At 48.7% G+C, this 24,841-nt stretch carries 26 protein-coding genes and 1 pseudogene; 21 read left to right on the top strand and 6 right to left on the bottom strand.

The window, feature by feature from the left end:
• Positions 1 to 148 precede the first annotated feature (148 nt).
• From truA to GPK90_RS02540, 20 genes and pseudogenes are all read left to right on the top strand, one after another.
• Positions 149 to 1,183 (top strand): tRNA pseudouridine(38-40) synthase TruA, encoded by a 1,035-nt coding sequence (gene truA / locus GPK90_RS02635; protein ID WP_118529980.1) that lies wholly within the window; start codon positions 149 to 151, stop codon positions 1,181 to 1,183.
• A complete protein-coding gene (locus tag GPK90_RS02630) occupies positions 1,180 to 2,595 on the top strand; it encodes a sodium:solute symporter family protein (protein WP_215702071.1) in 1,416 nt (471 codons plus the stop codon). Before truA ends, GPK90_RS02630 begins: the two co-directional genes overlap by 4 nt.
• Entirely contained in the window at positions 2,592 to 3,932 is a 1,341-nt protein-coding gene (locus tag GPK90_RS02625) for a sensor histidine kinase (RefSeq protein WP_215702070.1), read from the top strand. Before GPK90_RS02630 ends, GPK90_RS02625 begins: the two co-directional genes overlap by 4 nt.
• Complete coding sequence (locus GPK90_RS02620; protein WP_117469275.1) at positions 3,910 to 5,265, top strand: sigma-54-dependent transcriptional regulator; 1,356 nt, start codon at positions 3,910 to 3,912, stop codon at positions 5,263 to 5,265. Before GPK90_RS02625 ends, GPK90_RS02620 begins: the two co-directional genes overlap by 23 nt.
• 224 nt (positions 5,266 to 5,489) lie before the next feature.
• A complete protein-coding gene (locus tag GPK90_RS02615; RefSeq protein WP_215702069.1) occupies positions 5,490 to 6,701 on the top strand; it encodes an NRAMP family divalent metal transporter in 1,212 nt (403 codons plus the stop codon).
• Positions 6,702 to 6,795: 94 nt separating this feature from the next.
• Positions 6,796 to 7,557, top strand: coding sequence for a LamB/YcsF family protein (locus tag GPK90_RS02610; RefSeq protein WP_215702068.1), 762 nt, complete (start codon positions 6,796 to 6,798; stop codon positions 7,555 to 7,557).
• A gap of 71 nt (positions 7,558 to 7,628) precedes the next feature.
• Positions 7,629 to 8,360, top strand: a complete 732-nt coding sequence (pxpB, locus tag GPK90_RS02605; RefSeq protein WP_118529972.1) for a 5-oxoprolinase subunit PxpB — start codon at positions 7,629 to 7,631, stop codon at positions 8,358 to 8,360.
• Positions 8,360 to 9,457: a 5-oxoprolinase subunit C family protein gene (locus GPK90_RS02600; protein ID WP_215702067.1), complete on the top strand. Its 1,098-nt coding sequence runs from the start codon at positions 8,360 to 8,362 to the stop codon at positions 9,455 to 9,457. Before pxpB ends, GPK90_RS02600 begins: the two co-directional genes overlap by 1 nt.
• Before the next feature lie 130 nt (positions 9,458 to 9,587).
• A complete protein-coding gene (locus GPK90_RS02595) occupies positions 9,588 to 10,409 on the top strand; it encodes a putative hydro-lyase (protein WP_215702066.1) in 822 nt (273 codons plus the stop codon).
• Positions 10,410 to 10,881: 472 nt separating this feature from the next.
• Positions 10,882 to 12,228, top strand: a complete 1,347-nt coding sequence (locus GPK90_RS02590) for an MATE family efflux transporter (RefSeq protein WP_118529965.1) — start codon at positions 10,882 to 10,884, stop codon at positions 12,226 to 12,228.
• A gap of 181 nt (positions 12,229 to 12,409) precedes the next feature.
• The gene (rplM, locus tag GPK90_RS02585) at positions 12,410 to 12,844 is read left to right on the top strand and encodes a 50S ribosomal protein L13 (RefSeq protein WP_015553390.1); all 435 of its coding nucleotides are present in this window, start codon (positions 12,410 to 12,412) and stop codon (positions 12,842 to 12,844) included.
• Between the two features lie 28 nt (positions 12,845 to 12,872).
• Positions 12,873 to 13,265 carry a 30S ribosomal protein S9 gene (gene rpsI, locus GPK90_RS02580; protein WP_021905542.1) on the top strand — a complete coding sequence of 131 codons (393 nt, stop codon included), beginning with the start codon at positions 12,873 to 12,875 and terminating at the stop codon, positions 13,263 to 13,265.
• A 464-nt stretch (positions 13,266 to 13,729) separates the two neighbouring features.
• On the top strand, positions 13,730 to 14,551 hold the full coding sequence (locus GPK90_RS02575) for a ParA family protein (protein WP_066562181.1): 822 nt from the start codon (positions 13,730 to 13,732) through the stop codon (positions 14,549 to 14,551).
• A complete protein-coding gene (locus tag GPK90_RS02570) occupies positions 14,508 to 15,434 on the top strand; it encodes a ParB/RepB/Spo0J family partition protein (protein WP_215702065.1) in 927 nt (308 codons plus the stop codon). The genes GPK90_RS02575 and GPK90_RS02570 overlap by 44 nt, the downstream gene beginning before the upstream one ends.
• Positions 15,435 to 15,446: 12 nt before the next feature.
• Complete coding sequence (locus tag GPK90_RS02565) at positions 15,447 to 15,722, top strand: DUF5720 family protein (RefSeq protein WP_215702064.1); 276 nt, start codon at positions 15,447 to 15,449, stop codon at positions 15,720 to 15,722.
• Between the two features lie 29 nt (positions 15,723 to 15,751).
• Complete coding sequence (locus GPK90_RS02560; RefSeq protein WP_215702063.1) at positions 15,752 to 15,937, top strand: hypothetical protein; 186 nt, start codon at positions 15,752 to 15,754, stop codon at positions 15,935 to 15,937.
• A 67-nt stretch (positions 15,938 to 16,004) separates the two neighbouring features.
• On the top strand, positions 16,005 to 16,865 hold the full coding sequence (locus GPK90_RS02555; protein WP_007886611.1) for a DUF6017 domain-containing protein: 861 nt from the start codon (positions 16,005 to 16,007) through the stop codon (positions 16,863 to 16,865).
• A gap of 50 nt (positions 16,866 to 16,915) precedes the next feature.
• Positions 16,916 to 17,227 (top strand): DUF5720 family protein, encoded by a 312-nt coding sequence (locus GPK90_RS02550; RefSeq protein ID WP_008728385.1) that lies wholly within the window; start codon positions 16,916 to 16,918, stop codon positions 17,225 to 17,227.
• Positions 17,228 to 17,325: 98 nt separating this feature from the next.
• A complete protein-coding gene (locus tag GPK90_RS02545) occupies positions 17,326 to 17,826 on the top strand; it encodes a PcfB family protein (protein ID WP_007886614.1) in 501 nt (166 codons plus the stop codon).
• A pseudogene (locus GPK90_RS02540) lies at positions 17,823 to 18,809 on the top strand (type IV secretory system conjugative DNA transfer family protein); the annotation flags it as partial. The gene GPK90_RS02545 and the pseudogene GPK90_RS02540, both read left to right, overlap by 4 nt.
• 315 nt (positions 18,810 to 19,124) lie before the next feature.
• Here GPK90_RS02540 and GPK90_RS02535 read toward each other — a convergent pair.
• The 6 genes from GPK90_RS02535 to GPK90_RS02510 all read right to left on the bottom strand — a co-directional run bounded on the left by GPK90_RS02535 (position 19,125) and on the right by GPK90_RS02510 (position 23,955).
• A complete protein-coding gene (locus GPK90_RS02535) occupies positions 19,125 to 20,801 on the bottom strand; it encodes a recombinase family protein (RefSeq protein ID WP_019727566.1) in 1,677 nt (558 codons plus the stop codon).
• Positions 20,802 to 20,901: 100 nt separating this feature from the next.
• Complete coding sequence (locus tag GPK90_RS02530) at positions 20,902 to 21,129, bottom strand: transposon-encoded TnpW family protein (RefSeq protein WP_004607973.1); 228 nt, start codon at positions 21,127 to 21,129, stop codon at positions 20,902 to 20,904.
• 417 nt (positions 21,130 to 21,546) lie between these two features.
• Complete coding sequence (locus GPK90_RS02525; RefSeq protein WP_019727567.1) at positions 21,547 to 21,807, bottom strand: helix-turn-helix domain-containing protein; 261 nt, start codon at positions 21,805 to 21,807, stop codon at positions 21,547 to 21,549.
• A complete protein-coding gene (locus GPK90_RS02520) occupies positions 21,788 to 22,228 on the bottom strand; it encodes an RNA polymerase sigma factor (RefSeq protein ID WP_008978027.1) in 441 nt (146 codons plus the stop codon). The genes GPK90_RS02525 and GPK90_RS02520 overlap by 20 nt, the downstream gene beginning before the upstream one ends.
• Before the next feature lie 535 nt (positions 22,229 to 22,763).
• Entirely contained in the window at positions 22,764 to 23,753 is a 990-nt protein-coding gene (rlmN, locus tag GPK90_RS02515) for a 23S rRNA (adenine(2503)-C(2))-methyltransferase RlmN (protein WP_008978028.1), read from the bottom strand.
• Between the two features lie 22 nt (positions 23,754 to 23,775).
• Positions 23,776 to 23,955, bottom strand: a complete 180-nt coding sequence (locus GPK90_RS02510; RefSeq protein ID WP_002588768.1) for a cysteine-rich KTR domain-containing protein — start codon at positions 23,953 to 23,955, stop codon at positions 23,776 to 23,778.
• A 382-nt stretch (positions 23,956 to 24,337) separates the two neighbouring features.
• Between GPK90_RS02510 and GPK90_RS02505 the strand changes: the two genes are divergently transcribed.
• Positions 24,338 to 24,691: a helix-turn-helix transcriptional regulator gene (locus GPK90_RS02505; RefSeq protein WP_008978029.1), complete on the top strand. Its 354-nt coding sequence runs from the start codon at positions 24,338 to 24,340 to the stop codon at positions 24,689 to 24,691.
• Positions 24,692 to 24,841: the final 150 nt, after the last annotated feature.

The raw sequence follows: 24,841 nt of genomic DNA, 5'->3' as shown, positions 1-24,841 counted from the left end.
CGATTTCAGCCGGGAAAAAGTAATTTGATATCTGATTCTATCCGGAAAACCGGGCAGAATTGGATTCGGCTGCAAATTAGCTGCTGGATTTGTATAAAAGTAAATTTGCCCGGGAATCCCCGGGCAGCAGAGGGAAAACAATAAAGCTATGAGACGAATCAAACTGACGGTTGCCTATGATGGCACCGCATACAAGGGCTGGCAGCTCCAGCCCAATGGCGTTACCATAGAGGAGATGTTAAATAAGGCTCTTTCGGATCTTCTGAAAGAGCCTGTCTGCGTCATTGGGGCAAGCCGGACTGACTCCGGTGTCCATGCAAGAGGAAACGTGGCGGTCTTCGACACGGAGAGCCGGATCCCGGGAGATAAATTCTGTTACGCGGTAAACCGCGGACTTCCGGAGGATATCCGTGTGGTGGAATCCGAGGAGGTTCCCCTGGACTGGCATCCGAGAAAGCAGAACTGCGTAAAGACCTACGAATATCAGATCTTAAACTGTAAGATCGAGATCCCGACAAGACGCCTCTACGCCCATTTCTGCTATTACCCGTTAAACGTGGAAAAGATGAATGAGGCGGCAAAATATCTCATCGGGGAACATGATTTCATCAGCTTCTGCGCCGCAAACCACCAGGCGGAGGAGACGGTCCGGACGATCTACGGGGCCGAGGTGAAAAAGAATGATGAGGACATCGTAACGATCCGCCTTTGCGGCAGCGGATTCCTCTACAACATGGTGCGGATCATCGCGGGAACCCTGTTAAAAGTCGGAACCGGTGAGTGGGAGCCGGAACATGTGAAAGAGGTACTGGAGGCAAGAAACCGCAAAGAGGCGGGACAGACTGCTCCGGCGAAGGGGCTGACACTTGTGGGAATCGAGTATGAGAGGGAGATCCCAAAGGAGATCATTGGGAGGAATGAACATTGGGACGCTGTTCTGGACCAGACCAGCTTGGAATCCGACGGAGTTTCCCGCGTGCGGATCAGGTTCTCCGAACCCGAAGAACTCCCCCGCCTGATCCGCCGCATGGTGCATCAGGCATACCGGAATGGGGCGAAGGAAGTGTTTGTGACGATTCCGGATGGATATGAGGTGTCGGAGACGGAAAGCTATGGATATTACCGACTCCGCAGGCTGGATGACGGCAGCTACGGAACGGAATATACGGGGAGAGCGCTATGAACCAGGTACTGATCCAGCTGATCTATTTTGTGATCTATTCCGTTGTGTTCCTGGTCATCGGAAAGCTCTCCTTTTCGGAAAGCGATTCTCTCTCCAAGTTTTTCGTCGGTGAGAGAAAAAATGACGAAAAACGCCTGTTTTTCACATTTGTCGGAACCTGGGTCTCCGCGGCGACGATTCTGGGATTTACGGGAAACGTATACCACAGCGGACTCTCTGTCATCGCGTCGTCGGTCATCCCGTGGTTTATCGGCGCGGGTCTCCTGTATCTGATGACGGACCGGCTATACGAGAATGATGTCCTGTCGATCCCACAGCTGATTGGAAAAAAGCATGATTCAAAATTTCTGCAGACAGCATCGGCCATTTTTATGATCTGCGGCTATATTTTCTATCTGATGATCCAGATCAAGGGATTTGGCATCGCGGTATCCAGCCTGCTGAATATCAATTACAAGGTCGCTGTCTTTCTTGTCTATCTTTTTATCCTCTATTCGAGCTTCGGCGGCTTTAACTCCGTCACGAAGTCGGACTGCCTCAATCTGATTATGCTCTCTGTGAGCATCGGGGTTCTGTATCTGGTTATCGTAAAAAACGTTCCGGGACACTGGTTTTTGACGGATCAGACTGTGCATGAACTCATAAAGAGCAAGGGCGTTTTTGAAAATCAGACAGCGGAGATTGGAATCTTCGTATATATCTCCATGTTCTTTGGCTGGGGAATGGGACTGGCGTCGAATCCCCAGTATATGGTCAGGATCCTAGCGGCGAGGGATAAAAAAACCGCAAAACATATGATCCTGCATGCACTGATATTCCTGTGCGTGCTGTACTTTGCACTGACCCAGATCGGTCTTGGACTGCGGATCCTCTTTCCGCAGCTGAAAAATTACTGCTCCGCGGATGACGTATTTATCTATGCAGTGGTCAATCTCATGAACACACCGTTCAGCGGTTTCTTCCTGATCAGTGTGATCGGCGCCTGTGTCTCAACGGCGAACTCCCAGCTTCACCTGATCGGCTGCATGCTGTCCTACGATGTGGCTGCCCAGATCACAAAAAAGAAGATGTCGGAGGAGCAGATTCTCATCCTGGCGCGGGTATTTATCTTCATAGGTGGCACGGCTGCACTGATCTTATCCGTAAATCCGCCGGAGGACATGCTGTCCTTCGGAGCGGACATCTGGGGATTATTCTCGGCGGCGCTTGCCCCTCTGATCTACGGTGGACTGTACTGGAAACGGAGAACGAAAGCCGGGGCGGTGGGAGCGTTCTTTACGGGACTTATCTGCTCTGTCCTGTTCTGGAAAATGGATCTCCAGATATACTGGGCATTTCCGGCAACACTGTGCGCGGCGGCGGTCTATGTTGTGATCCCGATGTTTGAGAAGAAGAGAGGGGCAGAAGAATGAGCGGAAAGAAAAAACAACTGTTTCGATCATGGTTCTGCAGGATCGAGCATGAGATCATGCTGCCGTTCGTCACGGTGGGAATTCTGGTGGTCTGTGCATTCTGTGCTATTTCGGTGTATAATGGATATACAGAAAAGCTTAAGGACAGAAAAGAGTACGCGAGGACCACGATCCGCGGCATGGAGGCGGATATTTACTATCTGCAGGGAAAACTGAGTGAGGATGAGATCCGGCAGAAGTATAATTTCTATCATGATCCGGCGGTGCGGATCATGGCTGCCGACGGTACGGTCATCACGGGTGACGAGGAGATCCCGGACGGGAACATGGAACTCCTGTACGCGGACAGTGGAAATTCCCTGGGATGGCGTCTGGAATACTGGATGGATAAAAAGTCATTCGAGAACGCGATCCTGGAAGAACAGAATTATGTCATTGTGGGCGCTGTGGCCAGTCTCCTGGTCATCGTCCAGGTCAGCGTGTTCCTCGCCTGGAGTCTCACAAAACCGATCCGCAGCATGGGCGCGGCGTGTAAAAAGCTCGATGAGAACAAGGACGGGTTCCGGGAGTACAGCTTTCCGGAGACAGCGAGAAAGGACGAGATCGGCCAGCTGGCGAGAACTTTTGAGGATCTTCTGAAAAACCTTGATAACTACACGAAAATGGAGTATACGAGCCGGATGTCATCGGCGCTGGCCCACGAGATCAAGAATCCGCTGGCCGGGATCCGTTCCGGGATCCAGGTCCTGGGCGGACGGGCGGTGAAGGAGAATGAAAAGCTTCTCTGCGACAGCATGCTCCATGAGATCGACCGGGTGACTGGGCTGATCAATGACCTGTTTACGCTGTCGGTAAAGAAGGAAAACCACAGACATGTCTTTCCGGCGGATGCGGTGCTGCGGGAGGTGGCATCTATCTACGCGAAGGAGTGCGAGCAGCAGAATGTCACGTTCGAGACAGACTGCGTGGCATGTGAGGTGTTTGCCGATGAGAATGAAATGCGCCAGATGCTGTACAATCTTCTGACGAACAGCATGCGGGCGGTCAGCCGGGACGGCACGGGGAAGATCCGTCTCTCAGTGTCTTCCGACGGAGGTATGACTACATTCTGTGTCTCCGACAATGGAAAAGGAATGAATGAAGAGGAACTGAAACGTGCAAGAGAACCGTTCTACACGAAGAGCATTAACGGCGTCGGACTCGGTCTGGCGATCGTAAACCGGCTGATCGAGCAGAACCACGGCAAAATGGAAATGGAAAGCGCTCCGGGCTGCGGAACAACGGTGCGCCTGATTTTTGAAAGCAGGGATGAACATGAAAAAGGTACTGATCGTTGATGACGAATTTCTGATCCGGTTTACGCTGGAGGAAGGCCTGAAGGACCGGGGATACGAGACCCAGTCGGCGGAAACGGTGAAGGACGCTCTCGAGAAGATGAAAACGTTCCATCCGCAGGTGATCCTTCTGGATAATCGTCTGCAGGACAGCCTCGGGATCGACGAGATCTCCACGTTCCGTTCCGCCGATGAGGAGGTCCAGGTGATCCTGATGACGGCGTACGGCTCTGTCGCCCAGGCGGTGGAGGCGACGAAGCGCGGCGCTTACGACTATATTTTAAAGCCCTTTGATATTGACGAGATTGACCGGATCGCCAGCCGCTGCATTGGCCAGATGCAGGATCGGGAATCCCTGGAGTTCCTAAAGGGAAAAACGCAGGAATTTATCGGAGTCAGCGATGCCGCGATGCGGATCCGGCGCCACATCGAACTTCTCGGAAAGAATTCCACGGTGAATGTTCTGATCCGGGGCGAGACCGGAACGGGAAAAGAGGTTGCGGCGTCCCTGATCCATGCCTGCAGCGACCGGAGGGACCACCTGATGGTCCGCATCAACTGCAGCGCAATTCCGGAACATCTGATGGAGAGCGAGCTCTTTGGCTATGAGCGGGGGGCCTTTGCGGGTGCGATGAAGACGAAGAAAGGTTTGATCGAGCTGGCAGCAGGCGGAACCGTGTTCTTGGATGAGATCGGGGAACTTCCCCTCTCCATGCAGACAAAGATCCTCACATTTCTGGATCATAAGAAGTTCAAGCGTGTGGGTGGCCTGGAGGACATCGAAGTGGATGCCCGGGTGATCGCGGCGACAAACCGGAATCTGGAACACGCCGTAAAGCAGGGGGAATTCCGGGAAGACCTTTTTTACCGGATCAATGTCATGGAACTTGTGATCCCGCCGTTACGGGACCGGAGAGAGGACATTCCGGCGCTCTGCGATTATTACCTGAAATATTATAACGGCATGTTTGGAAAGAATATCACCCATGTGGATCCTGATTTTATGCGGGAGCTGCTTTTGTATGACTGGAAAGGGAATGTTCGGGAACTGAAAAATATTTTTGAGCGCTGCTTCTTATTCTGTCAGGGGGACGTGCTTGAAAAACATGTGGAATTAAAACGGGTGGACTGGAAAGATGATACCCGGACAGGAGAACCGTTTGCGCTAAAGGATCTTCGGAAAGGACCGATCAGTCTCGATCAGGAGGTTTCCATGCTGGAACAGATCTACATGGACCAGGCGCTGAAGCTCTGCGGAAACAACGTGACAAAAGCGGCGGCCCTTTTGGGGATCACAAGATTCTCCATGAAGAGAAGACTTGATAAGGAAGACTGAAATCTTACGGCCCTCGCGGAAGGGCGCAGATCTGATGAACAATTGAAAACGTGCAAAAATTCACATCGTGCGAAATCGCTCGCTGAAAATGAGCGGATTCGCACGATTTTTTTGAAAATTTAAAAAAGATTTTCCAAAACCGAAAAATATAGTTGAATATCACTAAAAAGTCAGATAAAATCAAGACATCAGTTGTAGAAAAGATACGAAAGGGGTACTCATTTATGGGGGAAAAGAAAAAACACAGCAACATGACGACCTTGATGGGAGCTGCGTTCCTGATGGCGACATCCGCGATCGGACCGGGCTTCCTGACACAGACTTCCACATTTACGGCTCAGTATAAAAGCATTTTCGCGCTGGTGATCATCTGCACGATCCTGCTGGATGTGACGACACAGTTGAATATCTGGTCGGTGATCGGTGTGTCCGGCATGCGCGGACAGGATATTGCAAATAAAGTCCTTCCGGGGCTCGGATACTTTATCGCGTTCATGGTTGCCCTCGGCGGTCTGGCATTCAACATCGGAAATGTCGGAGGCGGCGCCCTGGGACTCAACGTATTGTTCGGAATACCGACGACGGTTGGAACCTTTATCGCGGGAATCATCGGAATCCTGATCTTCCTCTCCAAGGACGCGAAGGCCAGCATGGATAAGCTGACAAAATACCTTGGAAGTATCATGATCATCGTAGTTCTCTATGTGGCGATCAAATCCAAACCTCCGGTAGGGGACGCTGTGAGCAGTATTTTCCACCCGGGCGATGTGGGTGTCCTTGTCCTTCCGCTCATCACGCTTCTCGGAGGAAGCTGCGGCGGATATATCACATTCTCCGGTGCGCACCGTCTTCTTGACGCCGGATATTCCGGAAAGAAAGATCTTCCGCATGTACGCCAGTCCGTTTTAATGGGTGTCAGCGTTTCTGGAATCATGAGAATCCTGCTGTTCCTTGCGGTTCTCGGTGTCGTGACAGCAAACCCGGATGTGACACTCGACGCTTCAAACCCGGCAGCAGACGCGTTCCGTCTCGGAGCGGGCGTGATCGGATATAAGATCTTTGGTCTTGTCCTTTTCTTCGCCGCTACAACATCCGTCATCGGCGCGGCTTATACATCGGTTTCATTTTTAAAGACTCTTCATCCGTTTATCATGAAGAATGAAAAGTGGTTCGTGATCGGATTTATCACAGCCTCCACACTGATCATGGCGATCCTCGGAAAGCCGGCAGCACTTCTTGTACTTGCAGGCGCTTTAAACGGACTGATCCTTCCGCTGACACTCTTAACGATCCTTCTTGCGAGCAGAAACAAGAAGATCGTCGGCGAGGATTACAAGCATCCGACGATCCTCATAGTTTTAGGTGTGTGCGTGGTACTGCTCACAGGATTCTCCGGAATCAAAGCTCTTCCGGGAATCTTAAAGATGTTCGGCTAAGGCTAATTATGTATTGAGATTATGATGCAAGTCGTTTAAAATAGTAGATAGGAAATTTAGAAAATACCGGCAGGGAAAGCAAGGAGGAAATTTTATGTACCGTGTAGACTTAAACAGTGACCTTGGAGAAAGCTTTGGAAATTATACGATCGGAATGGATGAGGAGATCTTAAAATACGTCTCCTCCGCAAACGTGGCATGTGGCTGGCACGCAGGTGACGCGATGGTGATGGAAAAGACCGTTGCTCTGGCGAAAGAGTTCGGAACAGCCGTCGGCGCACACCCGGGCTTCCCGGACCTTGTGGGATTTGGACGCCGCAATATGGCAGTGACGCCGGATGAAGCGAAAGCTTATGTCCGCTACCAGCTGGGCGCTCTCATGGCGTTCTGTACCGCCCACGGCGTAAAGATCCAGCATGTAAAACCGCACGGCGCTCTTTACAATATGGCAGCTGTTGACGAGAAGTTAGCCATCGCAATGTGTGAGGCAGTTTATGAGGTAGATAAGGACATCATCTTCATGGGACTTGCAGGTTCTAAGATGATCACGGCAGCAGAAAAAGTCGGTCTCCGCGCTGCAAGTGAGGTCTTCGCTGACCGCGCTTACAACGATGACGGAACTCTCGTATCAAGAAAGCTTCCGGGTGCAGTGATCAAGGACAAAGACCTTGCGATCAAACGTGTGATCCGTATGGTAAAAGAAGGAAAAGTTGAGTCCATCAACAGAAACGATATCGCGATCAAGGCAGACTCTATCTGCGTTCACGGAGATAACCCAAAGGCATTGGAGTTCGTAAAGAATATCCGTGAGACACTGATCGCGGAAGGCGTCGAGATCAAAAATTTAAGTTTATAGGAAAAAGAGTGCAGCTGTTTGACATCTTACAAATGTCAAACAGCCGCAAATGTATAGAGAGGAGACTCGCTGTGGGAAATGTAAGATATCTGGTTTCCGGTGACTGTGCAGTCACCGTGGAATTTGGAAATGAGATCAGTCCGGAGATCAACCGGAAGATCCGCGCATTCAAGATCGCGTTAGAGAAAGAACAGATTGAGGGAATCGTCGAGACCGTACCGACCTACCGTTCCCTTCTTGTTGTATACAAGCCGGAAGTGATCCGGTTCTCAGCACTGACAGAAAAATTTGAGCAGGTTCTGTCCTCCATGGGCAGCATCCAGATCCCGCCGCCAACGGTGATCGAGATCCCGGTGCTTTACGGCGGGGAGATGGGACCGGACCTTGCGAATGTGGCAGAGCATAACGGACTTACGGAAGAGGAAGTCGTAAAGATCCACTCCTCCGAAGAGTACCTGATCTACATGCTGGGATTTATCGCGGGATTTCCGTACCTCGGCGGCATGGACAAGCGTATCGCGACTCCGCGTTTGAAGAGTCCGCGCGTAAAGATCGAGGGCGGCTCCGTGGGAATCGCCGGAGAGCAGACTGGAATCTATCCGGTGGCATCCCCGGGCGGCTGGCAGCTCATCGGAAGAACTCCGTTAAAGCTGTATGATTCCGAGCGGGAAAAACCGGTACTCCTGGAGTCCGGACAGTATATCAAATTCCGCCCGGTGACGGAAGAAGAGTACAAAGCCATCGAAAAACAGGTGGAGAACGATACATATCAGTATGTAGTATATGATAAGGAGGCGGAGTGATGGGCATTCAGATCATAAACGGCGGATTCCTGACAACGATTCAGGATATGGGACGTTACGGATTTCAGGAGACTGGAATGTCCGTATCTGGTGTCATGGATACCAGGGCAGCGTCACTCGCCAATATCCTTGTTGGAAATGATACGAACGAGGCGGTCATCGAGATCACGATGATGGGCCCGACGATGAAATTTACAGAAGATGAGATCATCGCGGTGACAGGCGGCGACCTCGGGGCAAAGATCGACGAAAAACCGGTGGAGAGATACCGTGCGGTTCTGGTAAAAGCGGGCCAGACGTTGAGCTTCATGGGCATGTACGGCGGAAGCCGTGCGTATATCGCTTTTGCGGGCGGACTTGATATCCCGGTCGTTATGGGAAGCAGATCCACGAACCTGAAATCAAAAGTCGGCGGATACGAGGGAAGAAAATTAGGAACCGGCGATGAGATCGCTTTCCGCGCTCCTGCATCCTGGCTCCCGCATATGGCCGAGCGTGTATACGGACTTCCGTCTTACGGTGCAAAGGAATGGACCCTCAGAGTCGTTATGGGCCCGCAGGACGACTGTTTTACAGATAAGGGAATCAACACCTTCTTAAACAGCACCTACACGATCTCCAACGAGTATGACCGCATGGGCTGCCGCATGGAAGGCGATGTGATCGAGCATAAAAACGGCGGTGACATCATCACTGACGGCATCAGCTTCGGCGCTGTCCAGGTTCCGTCCCACGGAAATCCTATCGTCATGATGGCGGACCATCAAACCACAGGCGGCTACACAAAGATCGCCAATGTGATCTCTGTGGACCTTCCGGTGCTTGCCCAGTGCATGCCGGGAATGAAGATCCATTTTGAGAAAGTCACGGTGGATGAGGCGCAGGCTCTCTATTGTAAGGAAAAAGAAGAGTTTGACGCGCTTGCGAAGAAACTGAATACCCCGGTGGAACCGGCGGATGATGAGCAGGCGGTGGCGATCGCAGCGGCATCCGAGGCGAACAAGACCGCATGGGTAAAGGCGGGAACCTATAAGATCTCCGTAAATGGAAAAGAGTTTCTTGTGGAGCTTGAAAAAGAGGTTGTGAGATTCAGGTAAAAAAATATGGGGATGCAGACCGGAAAATGACCTGATCGGCGAAGCGTTTCAGCAGAATGGGGCGTGGGAAACAGGAAACTTAAGATGCCGGAAACGAAAAGAACGGCATAGGAGAAAGGGGTAGTGAAAAATGGGAGATTACAGAACGACAAGACCGGAAGAGATCTGGAAAAAGATCCGTGACGGTGAGATCACAGAACCGACAGCCGGAATGTGCGGGGGATACGCACAGGCAAACCTTGTGATCCTGCCGAAAAAATATGCGGAGGATTTTAAAAAGTTCGCGGAGCGCAACCCGAAACCGTGTCCGATCCTCGAGATCATGGACGGCTCCCCGCTGGTTCATGATATGGGCGAGGGAGCGAATATTGTTACCGATATTCCGCGGTACTTTATCTATAAAAACGGCGTGAAGGTCGATGAAGTGACAGATGCTTCTGAATATTGGCAGGATGATTTCGTTGGTTTTCTTATCGGCTGCAGCTTTTCCTTCGAGGAGGCGCTCTTACAGGCAGAAATCGACGTGCGCCATATCTCAATGGGAAGAAATGTGCCGATGTACAAGACGAACATCGAGTGTGAGAAAGCCGGTGTGTTTGAAGGTCCGCTTGTATGCAGCATGCGCCCGATGACGCCGGAGAACGCAAAGAAAGCGGCGGAGATCACGGAGAAGTTCCCGAATGTTCACGGTGGTCCTGTCCACATGGGCGATCCAGAAAAGATCGGCATCAAGGATATCGACCATCCGGACTATGGAGATCCAGTGGAGATCCGCGAGGGCGAGATCCCGGTATTCTGGGCCTGCGGTGTGACCCCACAGGCAGCCGTCGAGCGGGCGAAGCCGCCGATCGTCATCACCCACGCCCCGGGTCATATGTTTATCACAAATGTGAAGAACGCGGAGTTAAATGATTATCTGGAGAAAAAGAAGCAAGGTACGAAATCGCTGTGAAACAGAAGGAATCGCAGCATCGCAGATGTGTGATCAGCTGCCAGCATCGGACATGGCAGACTTTGCCGGACAGATGCGGAAGTGAGATGTTCGGGCCTTAGAGAGTGAGAGGTTCGGATCACCGAGTCTTCGGGCTCCGGATAGTTGACAGAATCCGAAATCTATGTTATTCTACCAGACGTTAAAACTCGTGTGGATTTTTAGAGAAGAACTTTTTTCGCCACACAATCACCTAAAAGCTTTATGGGTGGTTGTGTGGCGTTTTTTGTTTAACAGAAAATTCCGATAGAACTTCCCGCTAAACAAAAAGGAACTACGGGCCAATGATGTGTACTCGCGCGAAGATGCAGATTGTCGCAAGTGACTGCGCTCGGTGCAAGAATGTGTCGAGGTACCTTCTTTTTATTGCTTATATCAACGAAGTTTTACATATGGAACCGTTACTTTAAAAATTATATGGGAGGTTAGAATCATGAATGAAACTTTCATGAAGGAGAAGCCGATCTTTCCTCTTCTCCTCGGAATGGGAATGCCCATGGTCCTGTCCATGCTGGTGAATTCCCTTTATAATATAGTAGACAGTTATTTTGTTGCCCGGATCAGCGAGAATGCCATGGAAGCGCTGTCTCTGGTATTTCCGATCCAGAATTTCATCAATGCCATGGCCATCGGTTTCGGGGTGGGGATCAACGCTTTGATCGCCACAGCGAGAGGTGCCGGAAAAGAGAATGAAGCGCGCCGGGCAGCGACTCAGGGCGTTGTCCTGTCTGTGATCCACGGGATCATCCTCTCTGTGATCTGCATCGTCATCATGCCAGGATTCCTTAGGAGATTCACAGGCGATCAGGAGGTCATCCGGTACGGTGTGCGCTACGCATCCGTCGCATTCCTGTTTTCACCGATCATCATGGCAGGACTGGCTTTCGAAAAGATCTTTCAGGCAGTGGGGCGGATGAAGGTGTCCATGATTGCCCTGCTTGGCGGCTGCATCACAAACATTATCCTGGATCCGATTTTAATCTTTGGACTGGCATTCTTTCCGAAAATGGGAATCTCCGGCGCGGCAATTGCCACAGGTGTGGGGCAGCTTATCTCGCTCGCAGTCTACCTTGCCTTCTATTTCCGAGGTCCGGTTCCGGTAAAGCTGGAAGCAAGGTATAAGATTCCCGGTGGAAATACGATGAAGAAGCTCTACGGGATTGGGATCCCGGCGATCCTCAATCTGGCGCTGCCCTCCGTCATGATCTTTGTGTTAAATGGTCTGCTGGCGCAGTATTCCAGAAGCTATGTGGTTATTCTTGGAATTTACTATAAACTGCAGACCTTCCTCTATTTCCCGGCCAGCGGCATCATCCAGGGCATGCGCCCGGTGATCGGTTACAATTTCGGCGCCGGAGAGCGTGAGAGAGTCGGGAAGATCTATAAGATAACGTTAGCTATGGCCGGCGTAATTATGGCAGCAGGAACGGTGCTCTGCCTTACGATCTCCAACACGCTGATTGGTGCCTTTACCGACAACGCGGAGACCATCGCAGCAGGCGGCGCGGCCCTCCGGATCATCAGCGCCGGATTCATCGTCTCAACGGTCTCAGTAACAGCGTCTGGTGCCCTGGAGGGAATCGGCATGGGTGTCCAGTCCCTTGTGATCTCCCTGCTCCGCTATATCGTAGTCATCCTTCCGTCTGCCTTTATTCTCTGCCATCTGTTCGGCGGCGGCGCAGTCTGGAACGCGTTCTGGATCACGGAGTTTGCGGCAGCAGTTGTGGCTGAGATCGTGTATCGGGGAACGATTAAGCGGACCATGCCAAAACCACGATAAAATATAGGTTTTTCGGCAAAATTTAATCGAAATTTTGAAGAAAAATGGTTGACACACCCGACCATGTATAATATAATGTATAACTGTGACATCGGTTGAAAATGCTGTAGCCAAAGCCCCGGAGACAGTATTTTACGATAAAGGAACATTGATTGATTTAGTACAAACAGGAGGTCAACCCATGAAGAGCTTTATGGCTAGTCCAGCAACAATTGAGAGAAAATGGTACGTAGTTGACGCTACAGGATATACATTAGGTCGTCTGACATCAGAAGTAGCAAAGATCTTAAGAGGAAAGAACAAACCGATCTACACTCCGCACATCGACTGCGGCGATTACGTGATCGTAACAAACGCTTCCAAGATCAAAGTTACAGGTAAGAAGTTAGACCAGAAGATCTACTACAGCCACTCCGACTATGTAGGCGGAATGAAAGAGACAACTTTAAGAGAAATGCTCGAGAAGAAGCCGGAGAAGGTTATCGAGTTAGCAGTTAAGGGAATGCTCCCGAAGGGACCTTTAGGAAGAAGCATGATCACAAAACTTCACGTTTACGCTGGCCCGGATCACGAGCAGGCAGCACAGAAGCCGGAAGTTTTAGAAATCAAATTTTAATTAGAGGTCTGAAAGGAGGAAATTCATAATGGCTAGCACAAAATATTACGGAACAGGCAGAAGAAAAAAATCTATCGCAAGAGTATATCTTGTACCGGGAACAGGTAAGATCACAATCAACAAGAGAGATATCGATGAGTATCTTGGTCTTGAGACATTAAAGCTCATCGTTCGTCAGCCGTTAGCAGCAACAGAGACAGCTGATAAGTTCGACGTTATCGTTAACGTTCGCGGCGGCGGAGTTTCCGGACAGGCAGGCGCTATCCGTCATGGTATCTCCAGAGCTCTGCTTCACGCAGACATCGAGTACCGTCCGGTATTAAAGAAAGCTGGTTTCTTAACAAGAGATCCGCGTATGAAAGAAAGAAAGAAATACGGTCTCAAAGCAGCTCGTCGCGCTCCGCAGTTCAGCAAGCGATAATCGACTGCTCAGACTATATCAAAATGGTTCAAAAAGCCCGGAAAATCAAGGTTTTCCGGGCTTTTGCTATATCTAAACGGGCTGATATGGTTTGACCAAATTTGGCAAAACGAGAGCCGATTTCATCCAATTTTTAGTGGTCCGCAAGTGGTTAACTGGCTAAAAAGAGGGCAAAAAGAGGGGGAAGTGGTTCCCAAAGTGGTTAACCGAGAGCCGATTTTTGGGGTGCTTTTCAGCCCTCCTTCCCCTCGTTTTTTGGCTGTGGCAGTTTGGCATAGTTTGAGCTAATTTGAATAATTGAATATGAATTTGATGTAGCACACAGTATAAATGCTGGGTGCTTTTTTCATTTCAGGAACTCGTATTCCGGCGATAGAAAGAGCCGTCACTTCACTGTTAATTTTGAAGTGGCGGCTTTTTCTATTTCCAGAAACAACAGCAACAATCAGAAATGAGGTGAAGTCATGAACACACAAATCATCGCCATCGCCAACCAGAAAGGCGGCGTTGGCAAAACAACAACCTGTGCGAACTTGGGAATAGGTCTGGCACAGGCCGGAAAGAAAGTGCTTCTGATCGACGGGGACCCGCAAGGAAGCCTGACAATCAGCTTGGGAAATCCGCAACCAGACAAGCTGCCATTTACACTGTCGGATGCAATGGGCAAAATTCTGATGGATCAGCCTATACGCCCCGGAGAAGGTATTCTGCATCATGCAGAAGGCGTTGACCTGATGCCTGCGGATATTCAGCTTTCCGGTATGGAGGTTTCTTTGGTAAACGCCATGAGCCGTGAAACGATTTTACGGCAATATCTGGACACACTGAAGGGACAATATTCCCATATCCTCATCGACTGCCAGCCCTCCCTTGGTATGCTCACAGTTAATGCGCTGGCCGCTGCGAATAGGATCATTATTCCCGTTCAGGCAGAGTATCTGCCCGCCAAAGGACTGGAACAGCTTCTATCTACGGTCAGTAAGGTGAAACGGCAGATCAATCCAAAGCTCCAGATTGACGGTATCCTGCTGACGATGGTGGATAACCGCACCAACTTTGCCAAAGAGATTGCTGCTTTGCTGCGGGACACCTATGGAAGTAAAATCAAAGTCTTTGGAACGGAAATCCCCCATTCTGTCCGGGCAAAGGAAATTAGCGCAGAGGGAAAAAGTATTTTCGCTCATGACCCTGGCGGCAAGGTGGCAGAGGGGTATCGAAATCTGACGAAGGAGGTGTTGAAACTTGAAAAGCAGCGCGAAAAAAGTAGAGCTGGCATCGGTAGATGATCTGTTTTCTACGGAGGAGAGCCGTGCCGATGCTCAGAGAGAAAAAGTAGTAGAAATCCCGCTGTCGGAACTGCACCCGTTCAAAGGGCATCCATTCAAAGTCAAGGATGACGAAGCAATGATGGAAACCGCAGACAGTATCAAGCAATATGGTGTGCTGGTTCCTGCGATTGCCCGTCCTGACCCGGAGGGTGGTTATGAACTGGTGGCCGGACACAGACGGCACAGGGCAAGTGAACTGGCAGAAAAAAAGACCATGCCGGTAATTGTCCGTGATCTGGATGATGATGCCGCCACGATCATTATGGTTGACAGCAATTTACAACGAGAAAGCCTGCTTCCCAGTGAAAGGGCCTTTGCCTATAAGATGAAACTGGATGCCATTAAGCACCAAGGAGCCAGGACGGATTTAACCTCGGCCCAAGTTGGGCCGAAGTTGACTGCGGCAGAAAAAATCGCGGAGAACAGTCCAGATAGCAAATCACAGATTAAGAGATTTATTCGCTTGACTGAGCTGATTCCCGAACTGCTGGACATGGTGGATGAAAAGAAAATTGCCTTAAATCCCGCCTATGAGCTGTCCTTTCTCAAAAAGGAGGAACAGGTAGACCTGTTGGACGCGATGGACAGCGAACAGGCTACCCCTTCTCTTTCTCAAGCCCAGCGGCTCAAAAAATACAGTCAGGAGGGGCATCTGACCCTCGATATGATGCGTGTCATCATGGGTGAGGAAAAGAAAAGCGATCTGGACCGAGTGACATTTACCTCTGACACCTTACGGAAGTATTTCCCTAAAAGCTATACGCCCCAGCGGATGCAGGAAACCATCATCAAGCTGCTGGAGGCATGGCAGAAAAAGCGTCAGAGAGACCAGGAACGATGAAAGGAGCCGCCTATGATGGATATTTCAGCCCGTGAGCTGAAAGGACACAACATTCTTGCCGTAGAGAGGTTTTGGGATAACACACGCTGGATGATTGAGTTTTCCGTCCTGCGTCCCAGCACAGCTTACGGCAGCCCCGGAGAGGAAATGCGGCTGTTTTTGACCGAGGACGGGTATCAGGCTGCCCTGCAAAGCCAGCAGTGCCGGGAGATCAAGATCAAGCGTTACGCTCGTGTGATTGAGGGACATATCCTCGATTTCAAACCGGGAAAACGCCGCCGCTCATAAACCCATACAACGAAAGGAAAGGAATGACTATGTGTACGGTAAAGGAAATTCAAGAAGCAATCCGGGAAGATTGCAAATCTCAGCATGACATGGAATCAACGGATATTGACCGAGTGATGCAAACACTTCCTTTCGCCCAGGAGGAGTCATTTACAGAGGCGCGTCCTCGAAAGCCGCTGTTTTGGTTCTATGCAAGAAAATTTGAAAAGTGTTGAACACCGCAATTCTTTGGAATGAGGATTGCGGTTTTTTTGTACCCAAAATTCGGAAGGAGTGAGGTCGATGGCCGTTTTTCGCATTGAACGGACCCGTGATTATACTGTAATGAGCAATCATCATTTACGAAATGCAAACCTGTCGTTAAAAGCCAAGGGGCTGCTTTCCATGATGCTGTCTTTGCCAGAGGACTGGAATTACACCACCCGTGGTCTTGCAAAGATCTGTAAGGAGGGCGTGGATGCCATAGGCGCTGCGTTGCGGGAATTGGAGGCCGCCGGTTATATTGTACGGCACAAGCTGCGTGACCGGCAGGGACGCATCAGCGATACAGAGTATGTCATATACGAGCAGCCACAGCTTAGAAAACCGGATACGGATTCACCAGATACGGAAAACCCGTATATGGATAAACCGGATACGGAAAAGCCCGCAGAATTAAATATAGAGAAATCAAATACTCAAAAACAAAATATTTATGGATCAAGTACCGATTCCATTCCCTTCCGGGATTGCGCGGCAGATTGTCTGCCGGAACGGAAAGGAAGGGATGCGATGTCACTCACAGAGATAGAGAGTTATCGGGAATTGATTCAGGAGAATATCGGGTATGAATACCTGTGTCAGCAGTATGAAACTTATCGGGAGGATTTGGATGAGATTGTGGAGCTGATCGTGGAAACGGTCTGTGCAAAGCGAAAGACCACCCGTATTGCAGGAAGTGATTTTCCGCATGAAATCGTTCGTTCCAGATTCTTGAAGCTGGATAACTCGCACATTGAGTTTGTCATGGACTGTTTACAGAAGAACACCACGGAAATTCGTAACATGAAGCAGTATCTTCTGACCGTTCTGTTCAATGCACCGACCACGATAAGCAATCATTACACCTCACAAGTAAATCACGATCTGTATGGCGGCTGGTAAATGGTCGCTTTTTTATTACCCGGAACTGCCGGGAGAAAGGAGCAAGCATGATGTCTGAGGGAAAGACCATAGGGCAGCTGATGGAAGAAATGCGGGCAAAGGCAGGAGCGCAGAATTATCACGGTCATGGATATATGGACCTCCAGCGTTTTGCGGAGGACACCCGGCACATGATTATTTTTGATGTGCTGACGAACGATTCCCCTGTTGGCTGGAAAGGCGAACGAACCCGCCTGTTCCTGTCGGATACCGGTTATGAAAAAGCACTGGATAGTCAGGAAAAGGGGCAGATTAAGATTTTGAGCCACGCAAAGGTACGTCAGGGCAATCTGCACTATGACCGTTCTGACCAGTTACGCTAAGGAGGGCGGTATGAAGCGTTATCTTCTGCGGCGGCTGGTGGTTCCGCCTTAGCAAAAAAAGAGATTCCCTGCAAACTTCGTGGAAAGGAGGCGAGAAAATGCAGGAAGAAGTGGAAAACAGAACTTTGACGCTGGTTGTCAGTGGAACAAAGTTTACCGGCAGAATGTTTAAGGCTGCCATAAGCAAGTACATGGCACATCGAAAGGAAAAGAAGCTGGAAAAACAGAGAAGCCGTGATGCGCCAGTTGTTCCGCATGGAAAACAGACTGTGAAGCAGCTTGTCGGGCAGAATCAGGGAATATCCAACATTGAGATCACAGACCCCTCTATCAAGGAGTTTGAGAAAATCGCCCGGAAATATGGTGTGGACTATGCGGTGAAGAAAGACCGCAGCAGCTCCCCGCCCAAGTACCTGATCTTTTTCAAAGGCCGTGATGCAGATGCTCTGACAGCAGCTTTTACAGAGTACACCAACAAAAAGGTCAAAAAGGCAACGAAAACAGAGCGCCCGTCCGTACTGGCAAAACTTAACCAGTTCAAAGAGATGGTTAAAAATGCTGTGGTGGATCGTACCAAGCGAAAGGAGCTGGAACGATGAAAAAGACATTGGACATCAAAAAGCTCATTTTGCTGAATATGCCGTATATCCTGCTGGGGCTGTTTGCTACCAATTTTGGAGAGGCATGGCGAATGGCACAAGGGGCGGATGCTTCAGAAAAGTTTCTTTCGCTGGTTGCGGTTCTGCCTGGGGCGTTGCAAAGTTTCTGGCCAAGCCTGCATCCATTGGACTTGTTGGTAGGGCTGTGCTGCGGTGCTGGTCTGAGGCTGGCGGTGTATCTTAAAAGCAAGAACGCCAAGAAATATCGACATGGTTTGGAATATGGTTCGGCCCGCTGGGGCAAACCGGAGGACATTAAGCCGTACATGGACCCAGAGTTCTCCAACAATGTCATTCTGACGCAGACGGAGTTCCTGACCATGAACAGCCGCCCGAAGCAGCCAAAATATGCCAGAAACAAGAACATCCTCGTCATCGGAGGATCCGGCTCAGGCAAGACGCGCTTTTTCGTGAAGCCGAACCTGATGCAGATGCACAGTTCCTATGTGGTCACTGACCCAAAGGGTACAGTGCTGGTGGAGTGCGGCAAGATGCTCGAAAAGGGCGGCTATGTCATCAAGTCGCTGAACACCATCAATTTCAAAAAATCCATGCACTACAACCCATTCGCGTACATCCGCAGCGAGAAGGACATCCTCAAGCTGGTCAATACGATCATCGTCAACACGAAGGGAGATGGCGATAAGTCCGGCGAAGATTTTTGGGTGAAGGCGGAGAAGCTGTACTATACAGCCCTCATCGGTTACATCTGGTACGAGGCACCTGATCACGAGAAAAACTTTACTACCCTGCTCGAAATGATCAATGCCTCGGAAGCCAGAGAGGACGATGAAACCTTCAAGAATCCCGTGGACAAGATGTTCGACGAGCTGGAAGCCCATGACCCGGATCACTTCGCGGTCAAGCAATACCGCAAATACAAATTGGCGGCGGGTGTTGTATGCTCTAAAAGACTTCTTAATCAAGCGGTTGGGAAGTCTCTTAGAACACACAACCTAAAACCGAAGAAAGGAGCGCAAGTTATGAGAAAAAACGAGAAAATCACTGCTCTGTACGAACGACTGAGCCGTGATGACTTTGGCAAAGATGATGACCAGCAGCGTGAGAGCAACTCCATATCCAATCAAAAAGCAATGTTGGAGGAGTTCGCCGCACGGCAGGGTTTTACAAACATTGTCCATTTCACGGACGATGGCATTAGCGGCACCTGCTTTGTTGAGGTAAGATAACGTAACCTTTTTTGCAGAGGGTGTTATCTTACCTCTTTTTGATGTATGTTAGATAGCATAACTCTTTACGTCGGCTCCAATCTGTCTGAAATAGGAGATACTTTCAGTAGGCTTGTCGCCTGTATCAACTCTGCCGACAAAGCTATAAAAGATTTCGATTTTGCGGGTGTTCGTTTCCTTATCCAGTTCGTGAATAAGAATGCGGTCAATAAATTCATGGACGTTTTCGTAGGTCAGTTCGGTAATGGCGGTGTATTTGCGTACCAGTGCGACAAACCTTTTCACGTCCGCGCTGCGCTCGGTGGCGTTGTCAATTTCCTGTGACAGTTCCGCAATCCTCCGGGTCAGCGTCTTTTTTTCTTCGTCATAGCCGGAAGTCAGAAAAGCAAATTGTTCATCTGAAAGTTTCCCTAAAGCGTTGTCCTCATAGAGCTTGCGGAACAAGATATTCAGCTCGCTAATCCGGCTCTGCGCCTTGTCAAGCTCTTTCCGTTGCTGCGTCAGCGTCTTTTGTACTGCCTTTGCGCTGCACTCGTTGGCGGTTTCGATAAACTCCTGTTCATGCTCTTTCACATAGGACAATACCCTTTGTAAATCGGCAAGGACAAGTTCTTTAAGGACGCTCTTTCGGATATAATGGGTAGTGCAAAGCTCGCCAGTCCTTATCCTGTTTCGATACTTGCCGCAAGTGTAGGCGTGTTTGCGTTCCAGTGTCCCGGCTCCCTGTTGCAGATACATTTTATAGCCGCAGTCCCCGCAAAAGAGAAGCCCCGAAAAAATGTCAATTTCATCAACCTTTGTAGGGCGGTGTTTGGTGGCAATCCGTTTCTGTGCAAGCTCAAAGGTTTCTTCATCAATCAAGGGTTCGTGTGTGTTGGGGAAGAAGTAACGCTTTTCCTCCGGGTTCTTCTTCGTCTTTTTCGATTTGTAAGATACCTTATAGCTCTTGCCTGTAATGGTATGCCCCAAATACTCTTTACGCGCCAGAATGTCATAGAGCGTCTTATCCGGCCAGTTGTAAATACAATTCGGGTGTGGGCGGGGGTGCCTGTGGCTTCCTGTGCGCCTGTACTGCAATTCTGCAACAGTCAATACCTCATGTTCCCGTAGCCAGTTCTGGATTTCGCAGATACGGTCGCCGCGCACATACATAGCGAAAATCTGTTTTACAATGTGCGCCGTTTCCGGGTCGGGCAATAGATGATTGCGGTCGTTGGGGTCAGCTATGTACCCATAAGGCACTTGCCCGTTGACGCGCTCGCCTTTCTGCGCCTTTGCCTGTTTGACAGCCCGGATTTTCTTTGAAGTGTCGCGGGCGTAAAACTCGTTGAACCAGTTCCGCAGAGGGGTAAACTCGTTATCTTCCCTTGCTGTGTCTACACCGTCGTTAATGGCAATGTAGCGCACTTCATATTCGGGAAAAACAATCTCTATCAGCTCCCCGGTTTTCAGATAATTACGTCCCAGACGGGAGAGGTCTTTTGTTATGACGGTCGCCACGTTCCCGGCTTCAACTTCGTGCAGCATGGCTTGAAGCCCCTCACGCTCAAAGCTCACGCCGGAAAATCCGTCGTCTACGAAAAAGCGCGTGTTGAAAAAGTGGTGTTCGTCAGCATACTTTTGTAAAATCATCTTTTGGTTCTGTATGCTCTCGCTTTCCCCGGCCTGCATATCTTCCTGGCTCAATCTGCAATATAAAGCGGTAATCTTGTCTGTCTGTAACATTTTGTCCTCCTTTCCGACGACAGACAAGCATGGCATTTGTACTGTCTATATTATACCACATACCGCTGCCTGTGTCATGTATAAAATGTGAAGAAACGCCCTATTTCCGGGCGTTTGCGGGGTTCAGTTCCATGTCTTTGCGAATGAGTTTTTTTATCTTTTTATCCAGTGTGTCCGTTGCGCGTTCACTTGCGGACGAACATACAAGGTAAGTAACTTTTCCTATTTTATGCTCCGTTGTGGTAACGGGCGTTTGGTTTTGCGTCAAAGAAAATCCCCCTTTCTTTCGCAAACATATAATACAGTCTATGAATAGCAGCAAGTCCACTATTCAATAAAACAAAGGCTTTAATCGGACGGTTATTAGCATAACCTCATGGGAATTTCACCCCGGCATGGTTCTCATGCAGCCCTACCCATTGCCTGCGACGCTCTTAACGCTCGGACTGTGGCTGTAAGGAAGTATCATTGTATATTCTGCGTGTCGTCGCCCGCAAGCCGCTACACTTGCTTTCCGGCGCGGTGTTGGTCGCTCGGCTGTCCGGGCGGGGATAACCTCACCCGGATAGCGTCATGGCGCACCCGCCGTATGGCTCGGCGCAAAAGGAACGTATCCGATTTGCCCTATGCTGCGCCGCCGTTATCTTGCGCCGCTTTCTTTGTCAAGGTTCAGAATGGCTTTGCTGCCGCGTCAGCAGCGGAACGGAAAAGGGGGAGAGAGAAAGCGTCCCGCCGCCGCTGCGGTTTATTCCTCTGCCTTAAAGGTGAGGACAGCCATCATCAGTTTTGCTTGCAGCCGTTCCCGAATGTCGTGGTCTACGCCGAAATAGACATTCCCGCGCTCGTCGTACAGCTTCCGCATGGAGAGGCGGGCTATGTAGCCGCTGAAATGCTGCAAGACAATCTTCATAGCGTCCGGGTCGCCCTTTGTCGCTACCACAATGACAGGATAGGGAACAAGGGCATTTTCCGGGTAGCCGGGTTCGTTACCATTCGTCCCATTCATCAGCATTTTCCTCCAGATATTTTCTTAATCTCTCAAAAGAGCTTGTCCGCCTGTACTGTATCGTGCTTCTCGACGTATTGAACAGTTCCGCAATCTCGGTATCGTTCATTCCCTCGAAGTAATACAGCAGTATGGCTTTGCGCTTTTCTTCCGGCAAAGTACGGATTGCTTCAAGAAGCAGCTTTGGCGTGATTTTCTTCCCGGCTTTCTCAAAGACGGTTTCAACAGTTTCCCGTTTGAAATATTCATCAAACGTATGAAGCTGTCGCGCTTCGTCTAAGGTCATGTCGGAAAAGGTCACTTCCTTTGCCCTGTGTCTGCGAAGCTCTCTATGAGTGTCGCACGCTTCATTGTGAAGTACCGTATTACAAAACTTCTGAAAAGCACACTGTTTGTAAAACTCCCTGCTGTTAGGTTCCACATTCTCACCTCCTTTCTCGTTGGAAAGTTGGTGGTGCTTCCCCCTTTTCGCGGGGCAATACGGCGGTTTTCAAAAACGCCGAAGATTTTTTGAAATTTCTTCAAAAAATTTTTTGAGCAGCAAAATGCGCCTGTCCGAAAAGCCCGGACAGGCGCATTGGTATTGTGAGTAGTATTTAGATGATTAGACAGTTCATATATACAAGCGTAATTTCCCCCGGTGGTGGTCGGGCTTTTTTTGATGTGTCAATGACCGTCGGATTTTGTCGATATGGTATGTGCTTCATGGCGGCTACCTCCTTTAGCCGCCGCTTTTAACAGTGATACCGCGTCATTTCTTGAGAAGATAAAAAGAAACGGCGGCTTTGATTTTTCAAAGCTGCTGCGGAAATCAAAGAACGACAAGCAACAGTTCTGATTTTGCTCCAATATGGTTATTGGGGGCACAAATTAAATCAAAAAAGAGCCGATAACAGCAGTATTTCAAACTGCATATTATCGGCTCTGCGTCTGTGCGTCTGGCTCTTTTAATTAAATTATTTTTGTTGTTTTTTGGCTTTATTATATGTATTAGCTAACTGTCCACAAGCTGCTTTAATCTCTCTACCATGAGAAACTCTCATGGTAACTTCAAGTCCTGTTTGCTCTAATTGATGTTTGAACGCAACCATTTCTTGTTTTTGTGGTGCTCTAATTTTTGAATTACTCGTCGGGTTGTATTGCAGCACGTTAATCATAACATTTTTGCCCTTAAACCATTTTGCAAGTTGCCTTATATCTGAGGAACGGTCATTTATACCTGGTAAAAGCAAATACGCAAATACCACTTTTCGATTATGCCTTTGTGAATAGGACAATGCTTGCTTAACAACATCTTCAATAGCGTACATGTGCATATGAGGAATGATACAGTTTCTCACAGCCTGTGTTGCTGCATGTAAAGATATTGTCAACTGAATTTTTAGATGTTCTTCGCGCAATTTTTTTAATTGATTAACTGGACCAACTGTTGATATGGTAATGCCGTCGGTTGGAAAGTTAAGTCCATTTCTATCTCGAAGAATATGGATTGCTGCAATCAAGTTGTCGTAATTGAATAAAGGTTCTCCCATTCCCATAAAAACGATACGATTTACTTTTTGACGTATCAATATGACCTGCTGCACAATTTCAGACGGTGTTAGATTACGAACGAAACCATTGCGTCCGGACTCACAAAAAATACAGCCAACAGAACAACCAACTTGCGTACTTACGCAAACAGTCCCACCATCTCGCCGTTTAATAAAAACCGTTTCGATATACCTGTTGTCTTTCAATTCATAAACATACTTTTCAGTATCGCTACTTTTATAGACTTTTTTTGTTGATATTGATAGATTTTTTTTGTGAAATGGCTGTTTATACAATTTCGCATATAAGGCTCTTGCTTTATCCTCTCCAATTACTTCCGACATTTCTTTGTAAGTAAATCCGTATGGGTCATTCAATATTTCCGTAGGTGTACTTTTAGGTAAGTGTTTCATTTAATATCCTTCCTTTTCAAAATTAAAAAGTTTGTTTTTCAGAGTTTTTGATTATGATTTCTAATTTTTCAACATCAACGATATGTGTTAATTTACATTTAGGGCAGAAAAGAGGAAAATTTCTTAATACCGTATTATAAAATACTTGAACCCTCGTCTTTCCGTTACAAATTGGACATTTTATCCAATATTTTTCAAGCATAATATTTCTCCTTTTGCGCAAAAAAATACAGGTCAATTCTCAACATGAGCATTGACCTGCATTTATACATATAACACTACAACAAAATTAAGGCATAGTTTTTATACTATGTCTATACATCGTTAGTTTTGTTGTATAGCATACGCAAAATAAGCATGACAAAAAAGCCCATATTGAAAATGGGAAAAATCTTTTTTAATTTCAATGCTTATCGAATACGCATGCTATGTAACATAAACATTTCCCCCCTTTTAATAATACTATACAAAAAAAGCGGCTAGTTGTCAACATATACATATGAATTATTTTAGTCAACTGATAGAACAGTGTAGACATATCCAAGAGGAAAGGTGAACAGTAAAATGTAATAGGGTGAATAATTATGGCAAAAAGACCAGTACCGAAATACGACTTCAAGGCTTTTGGGGCAGCGATAAAGGCGGCGCGGACAGGGCGCAAGGAGAGCCGCAAGAAAGTAAGCGACGAAATGTTTATCTCGCCGCGTTACCTTGCGAACATTGAGAACAAGGGGCAGCACCCAAGTTTACAGATTTTCTTTGAGCTTATGCTCCGCTACAATATATCCGTAGACCAGTTCCTTTTGGAAACGCCGCCGGAGAAGAACACGCAGCGGCGGCAGCTCGACGCGCTTCTTGACGGTATGAGCGATACAGGCATACGGATTGTGACCGCAACGGCAAAAGAGATTTCCGAAGTCGAAAAAGAGGGCGAATAGGAATGTCCGGCTTAAAACTGAACAGGATTTAGAAAGCGTTGCAATCTTTTTTGAATTGCAGCGTTTTTCTTTTGCGGAAGTTTGGCAAAATAGCTTTTTCTCCGTAGTAAGGGATAAGGGCATAAGGGATAAAAACATTCGTAGCAAGCA

Origin of the sequence: Clostridium sp. MCC344, from assembly GCF_018785365.1 — a bacterium.
Taxonomy (GTDB): Bacteria; Bacillota; Clostridia; order Lachnospirales; family Lachnospiraceae; genus Pilosibacter.
The sequence above is the reverse complement of the archived record's forward strand: the minus strand, read 5'-3'. Positions and strand labels throughout refer to the sequence as shown.

What these genes read in the sequence shown, in the direction of transcription:
- truA (WP_118529980.1), top strand. Translation starts at nt 149, where the DNA reads ATGAGACGAATCAAACTGACGGTTGCCTATGATGGCACCGCATACAAG.
- GPK90_RS02630 (WP_215702071.1), top strand. Translation starts at nt 1,180, where the DNA reads ATGAACCAGGTACTGATCCAGCTGATCTATTTTGTGATCTATTCCGTT.
- GPK90_RS02625 (WP_215702070.1), top strand. Translation starts at nt 2,592, where the DNA reads ATGAGCGGAAAGAAAAAACAACTGTTTCGATCATGGTTCTGCAGGATC.
- GPK90_RS02620 (WP_117469275.1), top strand. Translation starts at nt 3,910, where the DNA reads ATGAAAAAGGTACTGATCGTTGATGACGAATTTCTGATCCGGTTTACG.
- GPK90_RS02615 (WP_215702069.1), top strand. Translation starts at nt 5,490, where the DNA reads ATGGGGGAAAAGAAAAAACACAGCAACATGACGACCTTGATGGGAGCT.
- GPK90_RS02610 (WP_215702068.1), top strand. Translation starts at nt 6,796, where the DNA reads ATGTACCGTGTAGACTTAAACAGTGACCTTGGAGAAAGCTTTGGAAAT.
- GPK90_RS02600 (WP_215702067.1), top strand. Translation starts at nt 8,360, where the DNA reads ATGGGCATTCAGATCATAAACGGCGGATTCCTGACAACGATTCAGGAT.
- GPK90_RS02595 (WP_215702066.1), top strand. Translation starts at nt 9,588, where the DNA reads ATGGGAGATTACAGAACGACAAGACCGGAAGAGATCTGGAAAAAGATC.
- GPK90_RS02590 (WP_118529965.1), top strand. Translation starts at nt 10,882, where the DNA reads ATGAATGAAACTTTCATGAAGGAGAAGCCGATCTTTCCTCTTCTCCTC.
- rplM (WP_015553390.1), top strand. Translation starts at nt 12,410, where the DNA reads ATGAAGAGCTTTATGGCTAGTCCAGCAACAATTGAGAGAAAATGGTAC.
- rpsI (WP_021905542.1), top strand. Translation starts at nt 12,873, where the DNA reads ATGGCTAGCACAAAATATTACGGAACAGGCAGAAGAAAAAAATCTATC.
- GPK90_RS02575 (WP_066562181.1), top strand. Translation starts at nt 13,730, where the DNA reads ATGAACACACAAATCATCGCCATCGCCAACCAGAAAGGCGGCGTTGGC.
- GPK90_RS02565 (WP_215702064.1), top strand. Translation starts at nt 15,447, where the DNA reads ATGATGGATATTTCAGCCCGTGAGCTGAAAGGACACAACATTCTTGCC.
- GPK90_RS02560 (WP_215702063.1), top strand. Translation starts at nt 15,752, where the DNA reads ATGTGTACGGTAAAGGAAATTCAAGAAGCAATCCGGGAAGATTGCAAA.
- GPK90_RS02555 (WP_007886611.1), top strand. Translation starts at nt 16,005, where the DNA reads ATGGCCGTTTTTCGCATTGAACGGACCCGTGATTATACTGTAATGAGC.
- GPK90_RS02550 (WP_008728385.1), top strand. Translation starts at nt 16,916, where the DNA reads ATGTCTGAGGGAAAGACCATAGGGCAGCTGATGGAAGAAATGCGGGCA.
- GPK90_RS02545 (WP_007886614.1), top strand. Translation starts at nt 17,326, where the DNA reads ATGCAGGAAGAAGTGGAAAACAGAACTTTGACGCTGGTTGTCAGTGGA.
- GPK90_RS02535 (WP_019727566.1), bottom strand. Translation starts at nt 20,801, where the DNA reads ATGTTACAGACAGACAAGATTACCGCTTTATATTGCAGATTGAGCCAG.
- GPK90_RS02525 (WP_019727567.1), bottom strand. Translation starts at nt 21,807, where the DNA reads ATGAATGGGACGAATGGTAACGAACCCGGCTACCCGGAAAATGCCCTT.
- rlmN (WP_008978028.1), bottom strand. Translation starts at nt 23,753, where the DNA reads ATGAAACACTTACCTAAAAGTACACCTACGGAAATATTGAATGACCCA.
- GPK90_RS02510 (WP_002588768.1), bottom strand. Translation starts at nt 23,955, where the DNA reads ATGCTTGAAAAATATTGGATAAAATGTCCAATTTGTAACGGAAAGACG.
- GPK90_RS02505 (WP_008978029.1), top strand. Translation starts at nt 24,338, where the DNA reads ATGGCAAAAAGACCAGTACCGAAATACGACTTCAAGGCTTTTGGGGCA.